Source organism: Lutimonas saemankumensis (assembly GCF_020171465.1).
GTDB classification, from domain to species: domain Bacteria; phylum Bacteroidota; class Bacteroidia; order Flavobacteriales; family Flavobacteriaceae; genus Lutimonas; species Lutimonas saemankumensis.
The window spans coordinates 981,300-998,527 of the sequence record NZ_JAIUZR010000003.1 but is presented as its reverse complement, the minus strand read 5'-3'; the positions used below and the strand labels follow the sequence as shown (position 1 = coordinate 998,527).

General features: G+C 36.8%; 14 protein-coding genes. 3 read left to right on the top strand and 11 right to left on the bottom strand.

Annotated elements, in window-relative coordinates:
• Nucleotides 1-19: 19 nt before the first annotated feature.
• The 5 genes from smpB to LCM02_RS05860 form a co-directional block, all read right to left on the bottom strand.
• Nucleotides 20-478, bottom strand: a complete 459-nt coding sequence (gene smpB, locus LCM02_RS05880; RefSeq protein WP_224927393.1) for an SsrA-binding protein SmpB — start codon at nucleotides 476-478, stop codon at nucleotides 20-22.
• A gap of 93 nt (nucleotides 479-571) precedes the next feature.
• Entirely contained in the window at nucleotides 572-964 is a 393-nt protein-coding gene (locus LCM02_RS05875; protein WP_224927392.1) for a hypothetical protein, read from the bottom strand.
• 86 nt (nucleotides 965-1,050) lie between these two features.
• Nucleotides 1,051-3,636 (bottom strand): phosphoenolpyruvate carboxylase, encoded by a 2,586-nt coding sequence (locus tag LCM02_RS05870; protein ID WP_224927391.1) that lies wholly within the window; start codon nucleotides 3,634-3,636, stop codon nucleotides 1,051-1,053.
• 207 nt (nucleotides 3,637-3,843) lie between these two features.
• A complete protein-coding gene (gene clpB / locus LCM02_RS05865; RefSeq protein WP_224927390.1) occupies nucleotides 3,844-6,432 on the bottom strand; it encodes an ATP-dependent chaperone ClpB in 2,589 nt (862 codons plus the stop codon).
• 163 nt (nucleotides 6,433-6,595) lie between these two features.
• Nucleotides 6,596-7,606 carry a TlpA family protein disulfide reductase gene (locus tag LCM02_RS05860; protein ID WP_224927389.1) on the bottom strand — a complete coding sequence of 337 codons (1,011 nt, stop codon included), beginning with the start codon at nucleotides 7,604-7,606 and terminating at the stop codon, nucleotides 6,596-6,598.
• Nucleotides 7,607-7,802: 196 nt separating this feature from the next.
• Here LCM02_RS05860 and LCM02_RS05855 point away from each other — a divergent pair, with 196 nt between their 5' ends.
• Nucleotides 7,803-8,648 carry a transketolase gene (locus tag LCM02_RS05855; protein WP_224927388.1) on the top strand — a complete coding sequence of 282 codons (846 nt, stop codon included), beginning with the start codon at nucleotides 7,803-7,805 and terminating at the stop codon, nucleotides 8,646-8,648.
• Nucleotides 8,649-8,652: 4 nt separating this feature from the next.
• Here LCM02_RS05855 and LCM02_RS05850 read toward each other — a convergent pair whose 3' ends face one another.
• The 4 genes from LCM02_RS05850 to LCM02_RS05835 all read right to left on the bottom strand — a co-directional run bounded on the left by LCM02_RS05850 (nucleotide 8,653) and on the right by LCM02_RS05835 (nucleotide 12,420).
• Complete coding sequence (locus LCM02_RS05850; protein WP_224927387.1) at nucleotides 8,653-9,261, bottom strand: trimeric intracellular cation channel family protein; 609 nt, start codon at nucleotides 9,259-9,261, stop codon at nucleotides 8,653-8,655.
• A gap of 14 nt (nucleotides 9,262-9,275) precedes the next feature.
• Nucleotides 9,276-10,745, bottom strand: a complete 1,470-nt coding sequence (locus tag LCM02_RS05845) for an MltF family protein (protein ID WP_224927386.1) — start codon at nucleotides 10,743-10,745, stop codon at nucleotides 9,276-9,278.
• Between the two features lie 152 nt (nucleotides 10,746-10,897).
• Entirely contained in the window at nucleotides 10,898-11,902 is a 1,005-nt protein-coding gene (locus LCM02_RS05840) for a glycosyltransferase family 2 protein (protein ID WP_224927385.1), read from the bottom strand.
• Between the two features lie 74 nt (nucleotides 11,903-11,976).
• A complete protein-coding gene (locus LCM02_RS05835; RefSeq protein WP_224927384.1) occupies nucleotides 11,977-12,420 on the bottom strand; it encodes a type I restriction enzyme HsdR N-terminal domain-containing protein in 444 nt (147 codons plus the stop codon).
• Between the two features lie 47 nt (nucleotides 12,421-12,467).
• Between LCM02_RS05835 and holA the strand changes: the two genes are divergently transcribed.
• Nucleotides 12,468-13,472 carry a DNA polymerase III subunit delta gene (gene holA / locus LCM02_RS05830; protein ID WP_224927383.1) on the top strand — a complete coding sequence of 335 codons (1,005 nt, stop codon included), beginning with the start codon at nucleotides 12,468-12,470 and terminating at the stop codon, nucleotides 13,470-13,472.
• 33 nt (nucleotides 13,473-13,505) lie between these two features.
• Here the strand turns inward: holA and LCM02_RS05825 are convergent, their stop codons facing one another.
• Nucleotides 13,506-14,171 (bottom strand): YggS family pyridoxal phosphate-dependent enzyme, encoded by a 666-nt coding sequence (locus LCM02_RS05825; RefSeq protein ID WP_224927382.1) that lies wholly within the window; start codon nucleotides 14,169-14,171, stop codon nucleotides 13,506-13,508.
• A 22-nt stretch (nucleotides 14,172-14,193) separates the two neighbouring features.
• Nucleotides 14,194-15,429 (bottom strand): DUF1015 domain-containing protein, encoded by a 1,236-nt coding sequence (locus tag LCM02_RS05820; RefSeq protein ID WP_224927381.1) that lies wholly within the window; start codon nucleotides 15,427-15,429, stop codon nucleotides 14,194-14,196.
• Nucleotides 15,430-15,569: 140 nt separating this feature from the next.
• On the opposite strand from LCM02_RS05820, the gene LCM02_RS05815 reads away from it, so the two are divergent.
• The gene (locus tag LCM02_RS05815; protein WP_224927380.1) at nucleotides 15,570-17,213 is read left to right on the top strand and encodes a sulfatase-like hydrolase/transferase; all 1,644 of its coding nucleotides are present in this window, start codon (nucleotides 15,570-15,572) and stop codon (nucleotides 17,211-17,213) included.
• The last annotated feature ends 15 nt before the right edge of the window (nucleotides 17,214-17,228 follow it).

The following is a 17,228-nucleotide window of genomic DNA, read 5'->3' as shown; positions in this document are numbered from 1 at the left end:
CCTAAATAATCTTTAAATGTCATGAAAAATTTTTCTTTAAACGGTCTAATGATTTTTTGTGGTCCCGGTCCTTCAAAACCTGTCTCTTGTCATAGAGTTTCTTTCCTTTGCAAAGTCCTATTTTAAGTTTGGCCCAGCCTCTTTCTGTAATGAAAAGATTGAGGGGTATTATGGTCAGTCCCACATTCTGAACTTCTTTACGAAGCTTTTTTAATTCCTTTTTGTTAAGCAAAAGCTTCCTTTCTCCTTTTGACCTGTGATTGTAAAAACTTCCAAAGCTATATTGTTCAATAAACATATTGATCACAAAGAGTTCTCCTTTTTCATTGAATTCACAAAAACTTTCCGTAATTCGCGCCTTCCCCTGTCTGATCGACTTTATTTCGGTGCCCGTCAGTTTTATTCCCGCTATATAGGTATCGAGAATCTCGTATTCAAAACGTGCTTTTTTATTCTGAATATTAATATTCTTTTGCATGGAGCAAATCTAAATAAAAAATATGCTTTTTAAGTGGTTTGAAACTTAAATGATAAATTAAGGAGAGTAAGGGGATGAGGTTTTATTACCCTTTTAGTTGATTCCTGTCCATTCAATCTTAATAAAACCTTCCTCCAGTAGCTGGTTCAGATCCTGATTGGCAATTTCATCTGTTTCCACCTCATACATGACAACAAGATTGTTGAGCAATTCTGATCTGAGCTTGCCAGATTCATCAATCTCTATCCTTGCGTTGTAATCAGAGGTTCTGAATAAAGGTACCTGATCATAAACGATGGGATGCTCTATTTCCGGTCCAGGCATAATTATTTTTGCATGGATATTGTCGGCATTAATGTTAAAAACATGTGAACCTAAATCTTTGATAATGATTGTTCCTGAAATTTCCTTGACATCATTTGTTGTGCATGATGAAAACAGTAACATGAAAACGCATGCTGCACAACTAAAAAAAATCTTCTTCATAGCCCCTTATTTTTTTAGCAATTGTTATTATTGAAACTTATAACGCTAATTAATAAGGTTTTATTATAATTGAGCTAATGTTTTTCTTACGCTGAATTTCGGCTTGCATTAATGTTTCCAAACAGCGATCTCGTTATGATTTTTTCATAAACGTTTAACAGATCCTTGTCAGGATTTTCAACCGCATTCAGGTCCTGAACTTTTTTCAGTGCATACTGTTGAATCGTCAGCAAAGGTAAAACTATAGATTCTCTAACTTCTATGGATGCTTTGCTGATAGGATAATTCTGCATGAGTTCAGACTGATTGGCAAGTTTTAGAACGAGTCTTTTGCTTCTCAGGAATTCTTCATAAATAAGCGTCCAGAATTCTCCAAATTCAGGATCTTTCTCCATGTAGCGTGTAAGCTCAAAAAACGATTTTTTCATAGCCATCATACTATTGTCAATAAGGCTTTTGAAAAACTTCGAATTGTTGTAAAAACTTACCACCTTGTCGAAATTCCCTTCTTCTTCAAATTTGAGCAGGGCAGTTCCCACCCCAAAGAAACCAGGTACATTTTGTTTGAGCTGGCTCCAGGAACCTACAAAAGGAATGGCTCTTAGATCGCTGAAATTAAGTTGATCGGATGTTTTTCTTTTGGATGGACGGCTTCCAATATTGGTTTTTGCATAGTATTTTAACGTGCTAATTTTTTCTAAATATGACAAAAATTTGTCATGATTTTTAAAATCGGTATAAGCCTTATAACTGATCTCGGCCAGTTCATTCATGATTTTTCGATGCTCCGGGTTCAATATATTTTTTGCACTGTCAAAGAACTCATTGCTGACACCCGAACTTATAAGTTGTTCCAGGTTATACTGAGCCGACTCGGAAGTCCCAAAATTCGAGCTGATAGTTTGCCCCTGAATGGTAAGTTGTACTTCTTCATTTTCAATGGTTGGACCAAGTGATGCATAGAATTGATGGGTTTTTCCTCCGCCCCGGGCAGGAGGGCCTCCGCGCCCATCAAAGAATATTGCCTTGATATTGTATTTTCTGGATATTCTTGTCAGTTCTTCCTTTGCTTTGAAGATAGACCAATTGGCCATAAGATATCCTCCGTCCTTTGTTCCGTCCGAAAAACCGAGCATGATGGTCTGCTGATTTCCACGATTCTTAACGTGAGCTCTGTAAGCTTCATTACTGTATAGTTCCTCCATGATCCGAGAGGAATTTATAAGGTCATCAACGGTCTCAAATAATGGGACAACATCAACAGTAAGATCATTTTTGAATGCAGTCATTTTAAGCATTGCAAAAACCTGCATTACATTCAGGGAGCTTTGATTGTTACTTATGATATACCTGTTGGCACCTTTTTCCCCATTTGTATGCTGAATTTTTTTAATGGCTTCTATAGACCCCAGGGTTTTTACCACCAATTCATCTTTAAAATCAATTGATCTGATGTCTCCTTCAACGGTTGATAATATTTTCATTTGAGACAATTCATCCAGTTTATGGTAGTTTTTCGGTAGGATCTGATCATCGCTGTTTATTAAATGATCGGCTATTTGGGTAAATACCTGATGATGTATTCTACTGTCCTGTCTGATATCAAGAGTGGCAAAATAAAATCCAAAAATCTTGCTTTTATGGATCAAATCCTTCAATTCAGTAAGATAGAGGGACTGATAATCGTTCACTATAAGTTCCTTAATCTCCAGAAGTTTTGATGAAAACTCCTCATGGGTAATAATTATCTCTGCCGGATTGATAAAACTTCGATACAGTTTGTTTTCAATTTCAAGAATGATATCCGATACTTTTCTGAAAGTCAGTTTTCTTCGAAGCTTTCTTATATCCCTGTAATAACAGCGGATCACCGTTTGTCTTAGCTTTTGCGCAACTTGCTCCGTTATCTCAGTGGTAACAAAAGGATTTCCGTCTCTGTCGCCACCCGGCCAGAATCCCATGTTGACAAATTCATTATTCACTTCTTTGCCCTCGTAAATATTACTTTCGATATAATTAAAGATACTTGCCGCTGAATGATAAAAAATATTTTCCAAATACCATATCAAGTTTACGGCCTCATCCAGAGGAGTAGGCTTTTCAGCTTTCAAAAAGGGAGTAACCCCTAGCTGAGCGAGCAACTTTTTAATATTGACCAGATCGTTGTTTTCTATCGCCGTTGTTAAATCGGTTATGATCCCTAATACCGATCCCGGGTAAAATTGTGTCGGGTGTGCCGTGAGCACGATTCTCACCTTAAAGTCTTCCAGATATTGTTGAAGTGCCTCTTTTTTATTCTGTGAAAACGCCTCTTCTTTGGCATTTCGCAAGGTTCCTTTACCATCCATATTATGTGTGATGGGAAAGGCAGCATCTTCAACAGCATCAAATAACACAACCTGTCTTTCGATGTATTGAATAAATTTGAAAAGAAGATTTATTTGCTCTTTCTGATCAATTGTATCCTGATATTTAAGGAAGAACCTGTCAATGATCTCTATTGGGGTGAGGCCTTTGGCAAATCCTTTTTCACATTCACTTTTAAGCAAAGGCATCAGTACTCCTGTATTACTGATATTATCAAATGGAAGTGTAATAAAGATACTGTTGTAAATTTGATATTTACTCAGTATATTTTCATTAAATCGTTTGGTTTTTGGTTGTATATCCATAGAAATCTTAAATAGGCCCTGCAAATTTAATAAGAAATGGAGGATAATACTATTTTGACATAAGATTTACTGACTTACTAATTTGAATTTTGATAAATTCATTTTTTTTCATTTTAGCAGTAGTAAAATTCTAAATTCTCAAGATCCGACCTGTCAGAATAAAAAAAACCGGCTTAATTGCCGGTTTTAACTTTTATTATAATTCAATTAATTGTTTCTAAAAACAAGTTGTTCGCCAAAAGCATCAAGTAAGATCGAACTTTTTGGAGAAATATTCCCTGCAAGAATTTCTTTGGAAAGCGAATTCAGTACCTCTCTTTGAATTACACGTTTGATTGGTCTCGCACCAAATTGAGGGTTGAATCCTTTTTCAGCCAGACTTTCAATGGCCTCATCCGTAGATGACAATGCAATGTTCTTCTCTTCCAGCATTTCAGCCAGGGCTTTGATCTGAAGTTTTACGATCTGTGTTACTTCTTCTTTGTTCAGAGGGGTAAACATGATGATTTCATCTATTCTATTCAAAAATTCAGGTCGTATCGTCTTCTTTAATAATCCCAGGACGTCTATTTTTGTCGTTTCAATAATGGATTCTCTCGCATCCATGTCCATGTTTTCAAAATTTTCCTGAATGATATGAGCTCCCATATTGGAGGTCATGATGATAATTGAATTTCTAAAATCAGCCACACGCCCTTTGTTATCTGTTAAACGCCCTTCATCCAAAACCTGTAGTAAAATATTGAAGGTATCAGGATGAGCCTTCTCGATTTCATCGAGAAGAATTACCGAATAGGGTTTTCTTCGCACGGCTTCTGTAAGTTGACCTCCTTCATCATATCCAACATAACCCGGAGGGGCCCCAATTAATCGGCTTACAGCATGTCTTTCCTGATATTCGCTCATGTCAATTCTGGTCATGGCAGATTCATCGTCAAAAAGGTAATCTGCCAGGGCCTTCGCCAGTTCAGTTTTTCCAACTCCTGTCGTACCCAGGAACAGGAAAGAACCAATAGGTTTTTTGCTGTCCTGCAAACCGGCCCGAGATCTTCTTACCGCATCAGAAACAGCTTCAATAGCCTCATTCTGGCCAATGACCCTTTGGTGCAATTCCTCCTCCAACTGCAAGAGTTTCTCTCTGTCGCTCTGCAGCATTTTTTGAACCGGAATTCCTGTCCATTTGGCAACAACTTCCGCAATATCCTCGCTGGTAACCTCTTCCTTGATCAGAGAGTTTTCCTGATTCTCTTCCAGTTCTTTCTGATATTCAAGCAATTTTTCTTCTTCACTTTTGATCTTTCCATATCTGATCTCAGCTACCAGACCGTAATTACCTTCTCTTTCGGCACGTTCTGCTTCCAGTTTGAATTTTTCAATATTCTCTTTGGTTGACTGAACCTTGTCTACAATCTCTTTTTCACTTGTCCATTTCGCATTGATCTCATTTCTCTTTTCCTTGATATTTGCAAGTTCTTCTTTTAAGAATTTAAGCTTTTTCGTGTCTTTTTCCCGTTTGATGGCTTCAATTTCAATTTCCAGCTGCATCACTTTTCTATCCAGGACATCGAGTTCTTCCGGTTTTGAATTGATCTCCATACGCAACTTTGAAGCGGCTTCATCCATTAGGTCAATCGCCTTGTCGGGAAGGAACCTGTCGCTGATGTACCTTTGAGAAAGCTCAACAGCGGCAATTATAGCACTGTCTTTTATTTCAACCTTATGATGCGTCTCATATTTATCTTTGATACCGCGTAGTATTGAGATAGCGCTTTCAGTATCCGGTTCATTAACGGTTACTTTCTGAAACCTGCGTTCAAGGGCCTTATCCTTTTCAAAATGTTTTTGGTATTCATCCAGGGTAGTTGCACCAATAGCTCTAAGTTCTCCTCTTGCCAAAGCGGGTTTAAGAATATTGGCAGCATCCATGGCTCCCTGTCCGCCTCCGGCACCAACGAGTGTATGGATCTCGTCAATAAAGAGTACAATTTCACCATCCGATGAAATCACTTCCTTGACCACCGACTTTAATCTTTCCTCGAATTCACCTTTATACTTTGCTCCGGCAATCAATGCTCCCATGTCCAGGGAATAAATAACCTTGTTTTGAAGGTTTTCAGGAACATCACCTTTTACAATTCTATGTGCAAGGCCTTCCGCTATGGCAGTTTTACCCGTTCCTGGTTCTCCGATTAGGATAGGATTGTTCTTTGTCCTTCGTGACAGGATCTGCAAAATCCTCCGAATTTCTTCATCACGCCCAATTACCGGATCGAGTTTTCCGTCATTCGCGAGTTGATTCAAGTTCTTTGCGTATTTCTCTAAAGAGTTGTAAGTTTCTTCTGCACTTTGCGAAGTTACCCTGTTTCCTTTTCTGAGCTCTTCGATAGTGTTTAAAAGGTCCTTTTCATTGATACCGTTGTCTTTTAAAAGCTGGGTTGTATCCCCTTTGGACTTTAAAATGGCCAGCAATAAGTGCTCAAGCGAAACATACTCATCTTTCATGCTTTTTGCAATGTTTCCAGAATCTATGAGCATCTTATTCGCCGATTTTGATAGCATCAGCTCGGCCCCTTCTACTTTTGGAAAACTCTGAATGATATTTTCAAGTGTTTTGTTGAAAAGCTCAACATTTACACCAAGTTTCTTAAGAATAAACGGGGTTACATTTTCATCAACTTCCAATATACCTTTTAAAATATGAGCATTTTCAATTTGCTGTTGCTCCAGGCCTTGTGCAATTTGCTGGGCTCTTTGCACAGCCTCTTGAGATTTTATAGTGAAATTATTAAAATTCATTTGTCTGTTCTTTTTGTTCGTTTAAATTGTTTCAAAACATATTCCAATCCTATCTAAACATCTAAAAAGTGTCAAAATGACTGTTTTATAAGGAATTAGCTGACTTTTCGGCATAAAAAAAGCTCCTGGGTTAACAGGAGCTTTCATAAATCTTATCTGATCCTTACAAGGACAGACCATCTAAAATATCTTTCAGGTTCGGATCCGATGGCCTCGGAGCATTCGAATCCAAGATATTTCCCTGGTCATCCAGCAAGATAAACCTTGGAATACCCCTTATGTTGTATGAAGTTACAAAATCAGAATTCCAGTCATTATCGGCAAGTAACTGTATTCCTCTTAAATCTTCATCTTCGATCATTTTAAGCCATTTATCTTTATTTTCCATTTTATCTATGGACAGGCTCACAAAAGCAATATTCTTGCCTTTATATTCCTCATCCATTTCTTTTAGAAAAGGTATTTCTTTCATACACGGCCCGCACCAGGTGGCCCATACATCAATGTAGACGAACTTTCCTTTTAAGTCTTCAAGAGAAACGTTTTTGCCATTTTGATCCGGGTAACTGAATCCAGGCGAGGGATCACCTGTTTTGAGTCCTGCAAGTGCTTTATGCTCTATTTCATAATTATCCTGAAAGAAAATGATCATTCTGTCATTGGCATCTTTTTCCATTCGAATAACCTCAGGTTCAAGACCCTTGGTCTCATTTAGCAACGCATCCATTTTTGATTGAAGGAGGGCAATACTTACATCAAACTCGTCCTTTTCAAGTTCAAAATATTTGTTGTAATTAGCCAGATCTTCATCCTTGATAAATTGAATTTTTCTTTTCAGATATTCATTTGTAATAGCTCCCTTTCCTTCAAAAGAAATAGATTCAGGGAAACGTTCCATGTCCATGGTTACTTCCAGTTCATAGCCATTTTTAAGGTATAAATAGAACTCTCTTGAACCGTTGCTGATCGCGTGAAATCCATCTGTAATTCTCATCGTGTCTTTAAAAGATCCATCTTCAGAGATTTTCATTGTCTTGCTAAAATTTCTTCCCTTCACGGTCAAGCTATCTAATTTGCCGTTACTCACCTTTCCTTCAAGGCTTACATAATCTTTTGGTTCCTTTTCACAGGCTAGCAAACTTATAGCAACTGCAAAAATTATTAATCTTTTCATTAAGTGTCAATTTTGTTAAACCGTACAAATTTAGCTTTTTCGTATGGATATAAGATAACTCTTTTGTTAAACATAGTTTAAAATTTGATGAAAATGAAAATTCTTGATTACTGTTTATAAGCCTTTAAATTATCTTTTTTTTTGATTCAGATATTGGATTGAGTTTAGTATTTTTGCCCTGCTAAAACAAAGAGATATGCCAACTGTAAGTGAACTTAAAGATTTTTCGACACAAGTAAGACGTGACATACTAAGAATGGTGCATGCCGTTAATTCAGGACATCCGGGAGGATCTTTGGGTTGTACGGAATTTATGACAGCCTTGTACCAGGAGGTGATGGATTATTCCAAAGATTTTGATATGGATGGAAAAGGGGAGGATTTGTTCTTTTTATCTAACGGACATATTTCACCTGTACTTTACAGTGTGCTTGCAAGGACTGGTTTTTTTCCTGTATCTGAATTGGCTTCTTTCAGGAAAATTGACACAAGGTTACAGGGACATCCCACAACGCATGAAGGATTGCCTGGCGTTAGAATGTCGGCTGGTTCTTTGGGGCAGGGATTGTCTGTAGCAGTTGGAGCCGCAACGGCCAAGAAGCTTAACAATGATGAGCATTTGGTTTACAGTTTGCACGGAGATGGTGAGCTTCAGGAGGGGCAAATATGGGAAGCCGCCATGTATGCTGCCGGTAAGAAAGTTGATAATCTGATTTCAACGATAGACTACAACCTGAAACAAATTGACGGGGCAACTGATGAGGTTATGCCTCTCGGTGACCTAAGAGCTAAATTTGAAGCTTTTGGATGGACGGTTCTTGAAATAGAAAAAGGGAACGATATTGAGAGTGTGCTTGAAGGTTTGAAGAGAGCCAAAGCGGAAACGGGTAAAGGTAAACCGGTTTGTATTTTAATGCATACTGAAATGGGGAATGGAGTAGATTTCATGATGGGAACCCATGCCTGGCACGGAAAAGCCCCAAATGATGACCAGTTAAAAACGGGACTGGACCAGAACCCTGAAACTCTTGGGGATTACTAGAATTTTAAGAGCTATAGAAGGTAGGTAGTTGTAATTTGAATCGAACTGCAATTAACCTTACGGCGATCACCATTATTGTTGTTAATATATGGATCAGGTCCCGATCAATTTGGTAATTATTAAGTATTAAATACGTAGTTGCTCCTATAATGCAGGCGGTTGCATAAATTTCTTTCTGAAAAATCAGTGGAATCTCATTACTCAGGGTATCTCGAATCACTCCGCCAAAAGTGGCTGTAATCATTCCCAGTGAAACACATATAACTCCATGGAATTCATTCTGCAACCCGATTTCTGTACCAATTATGGTAAAGATTCCGAGCCCGATTGTATCAAAAAGGAACAGCGATTTACTGAGGTAGCCTATTTTTTTTCTAAATATTATTGCAAAGATCACTGAAAATAAGATCACATAAATATAATTTAGATCATTCATCCAGGTTATTCTGTCGGCATTTATCAATATATCCCTCAAAGTTCCGCCACCAACGGCTGTAACAAAAGCAATGATCAAAACACCAAAGGTGTCCATTCTTTTTTTTATGGCAAATAAGGCTCCAGATATAGCAAATGCTGCCGTTCCTAATAGGTCTAGAAAATCAAAAATAGTCATTGGGCAGGTAATTTTTATTGGGAGGAGATGGTCTTATAATTCTTATAACGGTCAAAAATATCTTTGACATAATTATAAGGTTCATATCCTCTGGCATAACCAAATTCAACCACGGGGTCATTGTAAAATTCAGGCTTTGAAAGGTTTAAAACATAATAATCAACCCCATTGTCCCAATTCAATGAATCCTTTCCTTTTACAGACGCCAGCTTTTGAGCGTCTTTGATATGTCCGTATCCACAATTGTATGAAGCAATGGCAAATTTGATTCGTTGTATGGAATCAGGTATCTGATCCCAGTATGAATACATTCGTTTCAGATATTTTGTACCTCCTTTAATATTCTGTTCAGGGTCATAGATGTTGGTTACACCCATTTCTTTTGCCGTTGTAGGCATCAATTGCATCAGGCCGCTTGCACCAGTCCAGGCCGTATTATCTGATTTGAACATTGATTCCTGATAGATCAGGGATTTTAAAAGAATCCAGTCCCACCCCAGACCATCAGAATATTTTTTAACAATCTCGTCGTATTCACTGAATTTTCCAGTTTTACCGGTATAAAATTCGCTGTCGAGCCTTTTATGAAACTGGCGCCTGTTTTTAAAATACTTGTCATAGATCATATTATAATCTGGTTTTCTTTTGATCGTGGCAAGTCCTTTATTAATGGTCTCGAGAAGTTCAGGCGATGTTTTTCGAACCGCCCAGGCAATTCTTTGGGATAAACTTATTGGGGTACTGATATCGATATTTGGAAAATAACTTTTGTGAATTGAGGCTTTGTGATTGTCAATCACAGAATATTTTATTGTTCCTTCAGAGACCATTTTGATGATTTGCTCATCAGATAACTCTCCAGGAAGTACCTTAATGTAAATAGAATCTCCAAGTTCATTGGATAATTCTTTTATCCTCAGGTAATAGGAAGAGTTTTTTCTTACGGAAACCGTATCATTGATCAGGTCGATAACATCTGTTGCCAGACTTTTTTTGATGTTATCTTTAGTCATTTTCCTCCAGTTATCGGGTTTTTTCTGGATAAGGGATTGATGCGTTATCAAATAGGGGTCCGTAAAACTGACATCTTCTTTTCGTGCAGATGTAATCGTATATCCCAGTGCGATTATATCACCATCTCCACGATTGAGCATCGGAATCACGGAGTCAACATTTTTTGCGATAACCATTTCAAGCCTTACTCCGAGATGATCAGCAAGTCGCTTAAATATTTCGTATTCAAAACCCATTGTTTTCCCTTTGTAAAGAAAATAACCTGTTGGAGAGTAGCTCGTTATGACTTTTAGAACCCCGGATTCAATAATCTGCGGTAAGTCTGTGGAAACAACCTGTTTTAGATTATGGCTTTGTTCAGCTAATTTTTTTTCCCCGGATTCACATGAGAGCAAAAAAATAAGAAAAACAACAAAGATCATTCTAAAAAGAATTTTATCCTTATTTATGAATTTCTTATTCCTATTCATTTTTCATTTGCTTTTTAATTCGAACTGTTGATCCGGATAGAGGTCTTTGATTCATTATACCAAAATAGGCATCTCTTTCAGCTCTTGAATCAAATATAGGAAAATTAATGAAAGATCAATAAATAGAAGAAAATGCAATTGGTAAAAGAGCATTATTTACGTAAGGAATCAAATCGATTCTTCCCTAATATAAAATGTTCCCACACTATGCTAAAGCAGTAAAAATAGGAGGTTTGTTTAAAGGAAAGCGCCCTTCTTTTTGCAAGCATTCTTCTGGAATACCAGTAAAAACTCAAATGGGCTTTTATAATGGCCCAGCTATGAACCGGTCTCAGTTCGAGGACAAATTTTAATCCCGCCACTCCGTCAAGGATGAGCCTGAGCAAAATGACAAGAATGACATAACGTTTAGGTACGTTTTTGGTGATCGTAAACAGGCTGTTCCGGAAGTTGAGAAAGGTTTTTCTGGGATTGGATTCCCTCAGAGTTGCCCCTCCAACATGGTAAACTTCAGATTCTCCCACGTATTTTATGTTGTGCCCTTCGTTTTGAACCCGCCAGCATAAATCTATCTCCTCCTGGTGGGCAAAATACTGTTCGTCAAAGCCACCAAGTTCATGATAAATTTTCGATTTTATAAAGAAGCACGCTCCGGAAGCCCAAAAAATGTCGGCAACATCGTTAAACTGGCCTTGATCCGATTCCAGTTCCATGAATATCCTTCCTCGGCAAAATGGATATCCCATAAAATCTACATATCCACCTCCGGCTCCCGCATATTCAAATTTGGTTTTGTCTTTGAAGTCGAGAATTTTAGGCTGAATAACTGCCGTTTGCGGAAATTTTTCGAATGCACTTCTAACCGGTTTTAACCAATTTTTGGTCACCTCTATGTCAGAGTTGACAAGGGCGTAAATATCAGCGTCGATCTCTTTCAAGGCATCGTTGTATCCTTTGGCAAAGCCTCCATTGATCTTGTTTTGAATTATTTTTACCTCCGGATAATTTGCTTTTATGAAATCTATAGAATCGTCTTCCGAGTCATTGTCAGCCACATATACTTCGGCATCATCAAGACTAAACTTAACCATAGATGGCAGAAACTTTTCAAGAAGTTTTCTTCCATTCCAGTTTAAAATGACAATTGCTATTTTCAAGACAATGAATAAATTGAATTTGGGAGTGCAAACATAGCTTTTTTCAACAATCAAAACTATAATTCCGACAACTTTTAAGCATAATCCGGAATTTCCTTTAAGAATCTGTATTCTTCTGCTTCATGATCCATTTGACAGTAAAAATGCTGAAGCCCGTTGGTGACGATGAGAAACTTTGCATTTAACGTCATATTATACCTTGCTATCTGATCGAAACTCTGTTGAGTGATCTGTACCTTTGGAGCTTTACATTCCACGATTATATAAGGTGAACCCATTCCGTCAAAAACCACTATATCTGTCCGTTTCGCCATATTATTTACAACACATTTTTTTTCAACGGCCATACGTGATAAGGGATATTTTTTATCTTCATTAAGGTAAGTTATAAAATGCTGCCTTACCCATTCTTCCTCGGTAAGAACGAGGTCTTTTTTTCTAACCTTATCAAAAATATAAAGCTTATTTTCTTTACTTTTGATTCGAAAGGAATATTTGGGAAGATTGAGATTTATCATTGAGTAAAAATAATAATCTTTGTCAAATAGTACCATTAATTTGTAGGATGAACAGACTCAAACAGATCGCTGAAGAAATAAGGTCAAAAAACACCAAGCCTATTTATTTTTTGATGGGGGAGGAAGCCTATTACATTGATAAGATTTCCGATTTTATTGAAAACAACGTTTTGACCGAGGAGGAAAAGGGATTTAATCAAATGGTGCTGTATGGAAGAGATGTCACTATTGAGGATATTGTAGCCAACGCGAAACGTTTCCCGATGATGTCTGAAAAACAGGTTGTCATTGTCAAAGAAGCTCAGGACTTGTCCAGAACCATTGAAAAACTGGCTGATTATGCTGAGAACCCTCAACCGTCTACTGTTTTAGTGATTTGCTACAAATATAAAACGATAGATAAGAGAAAAAGGCTTGGCAAGATCGTGGCACAGAAGGGTTGTCTGTTTGAGAGCAAAAAACTTTATGAAAATCAAGTGAGTGACTGGATTGGATCCATCCTGAAACAGAAGGGGCATAGAATAGAACCAAAAGCGGCTCACATGCTGGTAGAGTTTTTAGGAACGGACCTGTCTAAGATCGATAATGAACTTGAAAAACTATCCCTGATTCTGGAAGAAAAGACCCTGATTACGCCCTTGCACATCGAAGAGAATATAGGAATCAGCAAAGATTTTAATAATTTCGAGTTAAGAAAAGCCATTGGTGATAAAGAAATAGTAAAAGCCAATCAGATCGTTCAATATTTTGCTCAAAACCCAAAGAGCAATCCTCTTGTAATGACGATATCATTGCTGAACAGTTTTTTTACACAACTGTTGCTTTATCACGGTTTAAAGGATAAGGGAAAAATAAATGTGGCCAAAAGTCTCAGGATTAATCCGTATTTCGTTCCTGAGTATCAAAGAGCGGCAAAGAATTATCCCATGCGAAAAGTAGCTCAGGTCATTACCAGACTTAGAGAGGCAGATCTAAAAAGTAAAGGGGTGGGCGCAACTGCGCTTCCTCAGGGAGATATTTTAAAGGAGTTGTTATTTAAAATCATTCACTAGAGAAGTGAATTCGGGTTGATAAAGCAGCCGAATTTAAGAGGCAATATAGTTTCTTGGGCCAAAAATAGCGCTTCCGACTCTGATCATGTTGCTGCCATGTTCTATGGCTAGTTTATAATCACCGCTCATTCCCATGGATAATATCTCTAACTCTTGACCTTCTTTATTCAATTCGTCAAATAAACGTTTCAAACTTTTAAATTCATCGGAAATGACCTTTTGATCCGTTGAGAAACTCGCCATTCCCATAAGGCCCTTCACTTTAACATGGGTCAAAGCTGCCAACTCTTCACTCTTTAAAATGTCTTTGACCTCGTCAAAGGTCAGTCCAAACTTCGTTTCTTCTCTGGCAATTTTAGCTTGAAGTAAACAATTGATTACCCGATCGTGCTTTTTGGCCTGTTTATCAATTTCCTTTAAGGTTTTCAGACTGTCTACACCATGTATCAGACTGACAAAATGTGCCATATATTTTACCTTATTCCGTTGAAGGTGGCCAATCATATGCCATTCAATATCCTCAGGAAGAACCTCGTGTTTGTTCACCATTTCCTGTATCTTATTTTCGCCAAAAATTCGATGTCCTGCTTCATAGGCACCCCGTATGTCTGACACAGGTTTGGTTTTGGATACTGCAACGAGGGAAACGTGACTGGGTAAAGTTTCTTTAAAATTGTTTAAATTCTCTTTTACAAACATTTATGTATTTTTATTGGAATTATTACTTTAATTCATAGATGGTTAATCCACTTCTGAGTTTAGGTTCTATGTAACTGCTCTTAGGCGGCATGGTAAGGCTGTTTTCTGCTACGGTTTTTAACTGTTCAACCGAGACAGGAAAAATACCGAAGCCTACCGCAAATTCTTGTGAATCGACCAGGTGCTGCAACTGAAGTTCATTGCCTTTTTCAGGTAGGTAATGAATATTTTGATCCTTAGAGGGATCCTTTATGCCTAGAATGGGGTCCAGAATTTTTGTGAATAAGATTTGAGAATCAAGCTTGTCTAATTCATTTTTAGGTTTAAAGCTGCTTTTTCTAAGATATAATTTATAGAAATCGCCGTCCAGGTACATGGAGAAATGATGTTTTCTTGACGGACTATAGTGTCTTTTCCCCAGTTTTTGAATCCTGAAGTTTTCATCCAGTGCCATAAGAAACTCCTTCTTGGGAACATCATTAAGGGTCTTTACAAAACGATAGAAGGAAGTGATTCTCATGTTCGATTCCGGAATAAAATAGGCCATAAAATACTTACTTAGTTCTTCCTTTTTTGCCCCTTCTTTCTTTAAGATTTTCTGATACAGGTAATTTGATGAGGCCGTTCTGTGATGACCGTCTGCAATGTAAAGTGACGGCATTTTTTCGAAAGCTTTTACAATCGTTTCAATTTCAATATCGTCTTCAATGAGCCACATCAGATGGGTACGATTCTTATTCGTGGTAAATTCGTATTCAGCTCTCAGTTTACTGTATTTTTTTATCAAAGACCCTAAGTATTCATCGTCCGGATAGGTGATAAGCACCGGTTCGGCATTAAATCCTGTAACTTCCAGGTAATTCCCAAATAGAGCTTCTCTTTCACTCAGGGTATTTTCATGCTTTTTGATTACTTCCTTTTGATAGTCTATTAGTGATGCAAGTCCAATGATGCCCCAGAATACATCACCGTTGTGAGATTTCTGATGTAGGTAAAAGCAGGGTTTATTATCTTTTTTAAAGATGCCATTTTCTTTAAACTCACAATACCTGTTATGAACCATTTTAAATCGTTTAAATCCATGAACGGTTTTGTGAAATTTGAACCCTGGCCTGAGGATGTGAAGAAATGAAAATGGATTTAATCTTAGAATATCATTCAATTCCTTCTTTTTGTATATATCATAAGATCGGGTTGTTACCAGGGCAACCTTGTCTCTGGTTGGTCTCGTGGCTTGGAAGGGTTTGACGTTGGCCATTGTTGGATATTGATTAACTTTTTTCTAAATCAAATGATGCATCATAAAACAAAAATAGAGATTTATCGTAGATTTAAAATAAACTGTCCTTTAAATCGTAATAATTAATAAATTCAAAATTAATTCGTTATTTATGTCATATGAAAGTTATTCTCAGGGATCTGTTTGTAAATAAGGAGCTAAATATTGCCAGAATCTTATATAGTTTACCAATTCTGGTATCTCCTGCATTGATTTTTATCATTTATGGAAAGTATTTGTATCCAGATGTATTAGGGTTTAATATTCTCATTATTTTATTAACGGTACTTGGGGCTACCCTTATATTTAATCATTCCGTTGGTGCTATTATGGAAATTACGAGTCTAATACTATTGAATCTTATGGTATTTATAGATTTCTCGCATATTTACCTGTTTGAGTACAATTTTTCTCAAAGTTCGATGTATGTTCTTCTGGAAACAAACAAATCCGAAGCTTCTTCGTTTTTATCCATGTATTTTGACAAAAACCTATTCTTATTTGGGTCTTTTATACTCCTATGCATTTCTGTTTCATCATATTTGATTAGAAAGTATTTCAGGATAAATAAATCGGATTATTTAATTATAGAGGGAGGGTCAAGAGCGATTAAACAATTATTCATTTTTTTTAGTGCGACTTTGGTTTTTGCTGTTTTTCTCTATTACAACAAGTATAATTTCTTACCGTACACAATTGTTAAAGGATACAATCATTACCATCAAGATTGGTTGTCCTTTCAAAAGTTAGGAAACAATAAAGTTGGAGGAAATTTCAGCAATGTCAAATTAAAATCTAATCAATCAAACCAAAATGTTGTATTGGTTCTGGGGGAGTCAACAACGAACGGGCACATGGGTATCTATGGATATTATCGTAATACAACACCGCGACTCAATGAATTAAAAAATGAGCTTCTAATTTTTCAAAACGTAATTTCACCCCATGCTTCAACCATTCCTTCGTTGAGTAAAATTCTAACTTTAGGCGATTATAACAATCCTGAAAGAAAGTTTGACGGATCAATAATACAGTTATTTAACAAGGCAGGATTCAAAACTTACTGGATTTCGGCCCAAGATAAAACCGGTGTCAACTCATCTTTTGTCACAGGTATTTCAAATGCTTGCGACGATCAAATTTTTATATCAAGTTACGATTACACTCCTTTAGATGGAGAAATATTGAATCCATTAAAAGAGGTATTGTCAAATGATACTGAGAACAAGTTGATTATACTTCATCTCCTGGGAACACATACTAGATATGATGAAAGATATCCTGAAGATTTCGATAAATTTAAATCTACCCCTAGAACGAAGTTTAAACATGAAGATGCATATAAATACATTAATGAATACGATAACGCAATTTTATATAACGATTATGTTATTAGTGAGATAATTTCCTTACTTAAGGAATCAAAAACCAGATCAAGTTTTTTATACCTTTCAGATCACGGTGAGGAAGTTTATCAATCTCTGAATATCGCAGGTCATTGGGAAGAAAAGTTTAGAAGTACCATGTATGAAATACCTTTTATTATCTGGTCGTCAGATTACACCACACAACATTTTAAGACTTTTGAAATAGATGTGGATAGAAAATACAATTCTGAGGATCTAATTTATACTATGGCTGATTTGGCCAATGTATCTTTTATTGAATTTGATTCGACAAAAAGTTTGATTAACAAAAACTTTGAATATAAGAATAGGATGATTTTGAAAAATCTCAATTTTGATCAATTATCTTCGGAATAGAATAAGAAATAATTT

What these genes read in the sequence shown, in the direction of transcription:
- smpB (WP_224927393.1), bottom strand. Translation starts at nt 478, where the DNA reads ATGCAAAAGAATATTAATATTCAGAATAAAAAAGCACGTTTTGAATAC.
- LCM02_RS05855 (WP_224927388.1), top strand. Translation starts at nt 7,803, where the DNA reads ATGCCAACTGTAAGTGAACTTAAAGATTTTTCGACACAAGTAAGACGT.
- LCM02_RS05870 (WP_224927391.1), bottom strand. Translation starts at nt 3,636, where the DNA reads ATGGATATACAACCAAAAACCAAACGATTTAATGAAAATATACTGAGT.
- clpB (WP_224927390.1), bottom strand. Translation starts at nt 6,432, where the DNA reads ATGAATTTTAATAATTTCACTATAAAATCTCAAGAGGCTGTGCAAAGA.
- LCM02_RS05850 (WP_224927387.1), bottom strand. Translation starts at nt 9,261, where the DNA reads ATGACTATTTTTGATTTTCTAGACCTATTAGGAACGGCAGCATTTGCT.
- LCM02_RS05835 (WP_224927384.1), bottom strand. Translation starts at nt 12,420, where the DNA reads ATGATAAATCTCAATCTTCCCAAATATTCCTTTCGAATCAAAAGTAAA.
- LCM02_RS05860 (WP_224927389.1), bottom strand. Translation starts at nt 7,606, where the DNA reads ATGAAAAGATTAATAATTTTTGCAGTTGCTATAAGTTTGCTAGCCTGT.
- LCM02_RS05825 (WP_224927382.1), bottom strand. Translation starts at nt 14,171, where the DNA reads ATGTTTGTAAAAGAGAATTTAAACAATTTTAAAGAAACTTTACCCAGT.
- LCM02_RS05820 (WP_224927381.1), bottom strand. Translation starts at nt 15,429, where the DNA reads ATGGCCAACGTCAAACCCTTCCAAGCCACGAGACCAACCAGAGACAAG.
- LCM02_RS05815 (WP_224927380.1), top strand. Translation starts at nt 15,570, where the DNA reads ATGAAAGTTATTCTCAGGGATCTGTTTGTAAATAAGGAGCTAAATATT.
- holA (WP_224927383.1), top strand. Translation starts at nt 12,468, where the DNA reads ATGAACAGACTCAAACAGATCGCTGAAGAAATAAGGTCAAAAAACACC.
- LCM02_RS05845 (WP_224927386.1), bottom strand. Translation starts at nt 10,745, where the DNA reads ATGAATAGGAATAAGAAATTCATAAATAAGGATAAAATTCTTTTTAGA.
- LCM02_RS05875 (WP_224927392.1), bottom strand. Translation starts at nt 964, where the DNA reads ATGAAGAAGATTTTTTTTAGTTGTGCAGCATGCGTTTTCATGTTACTG.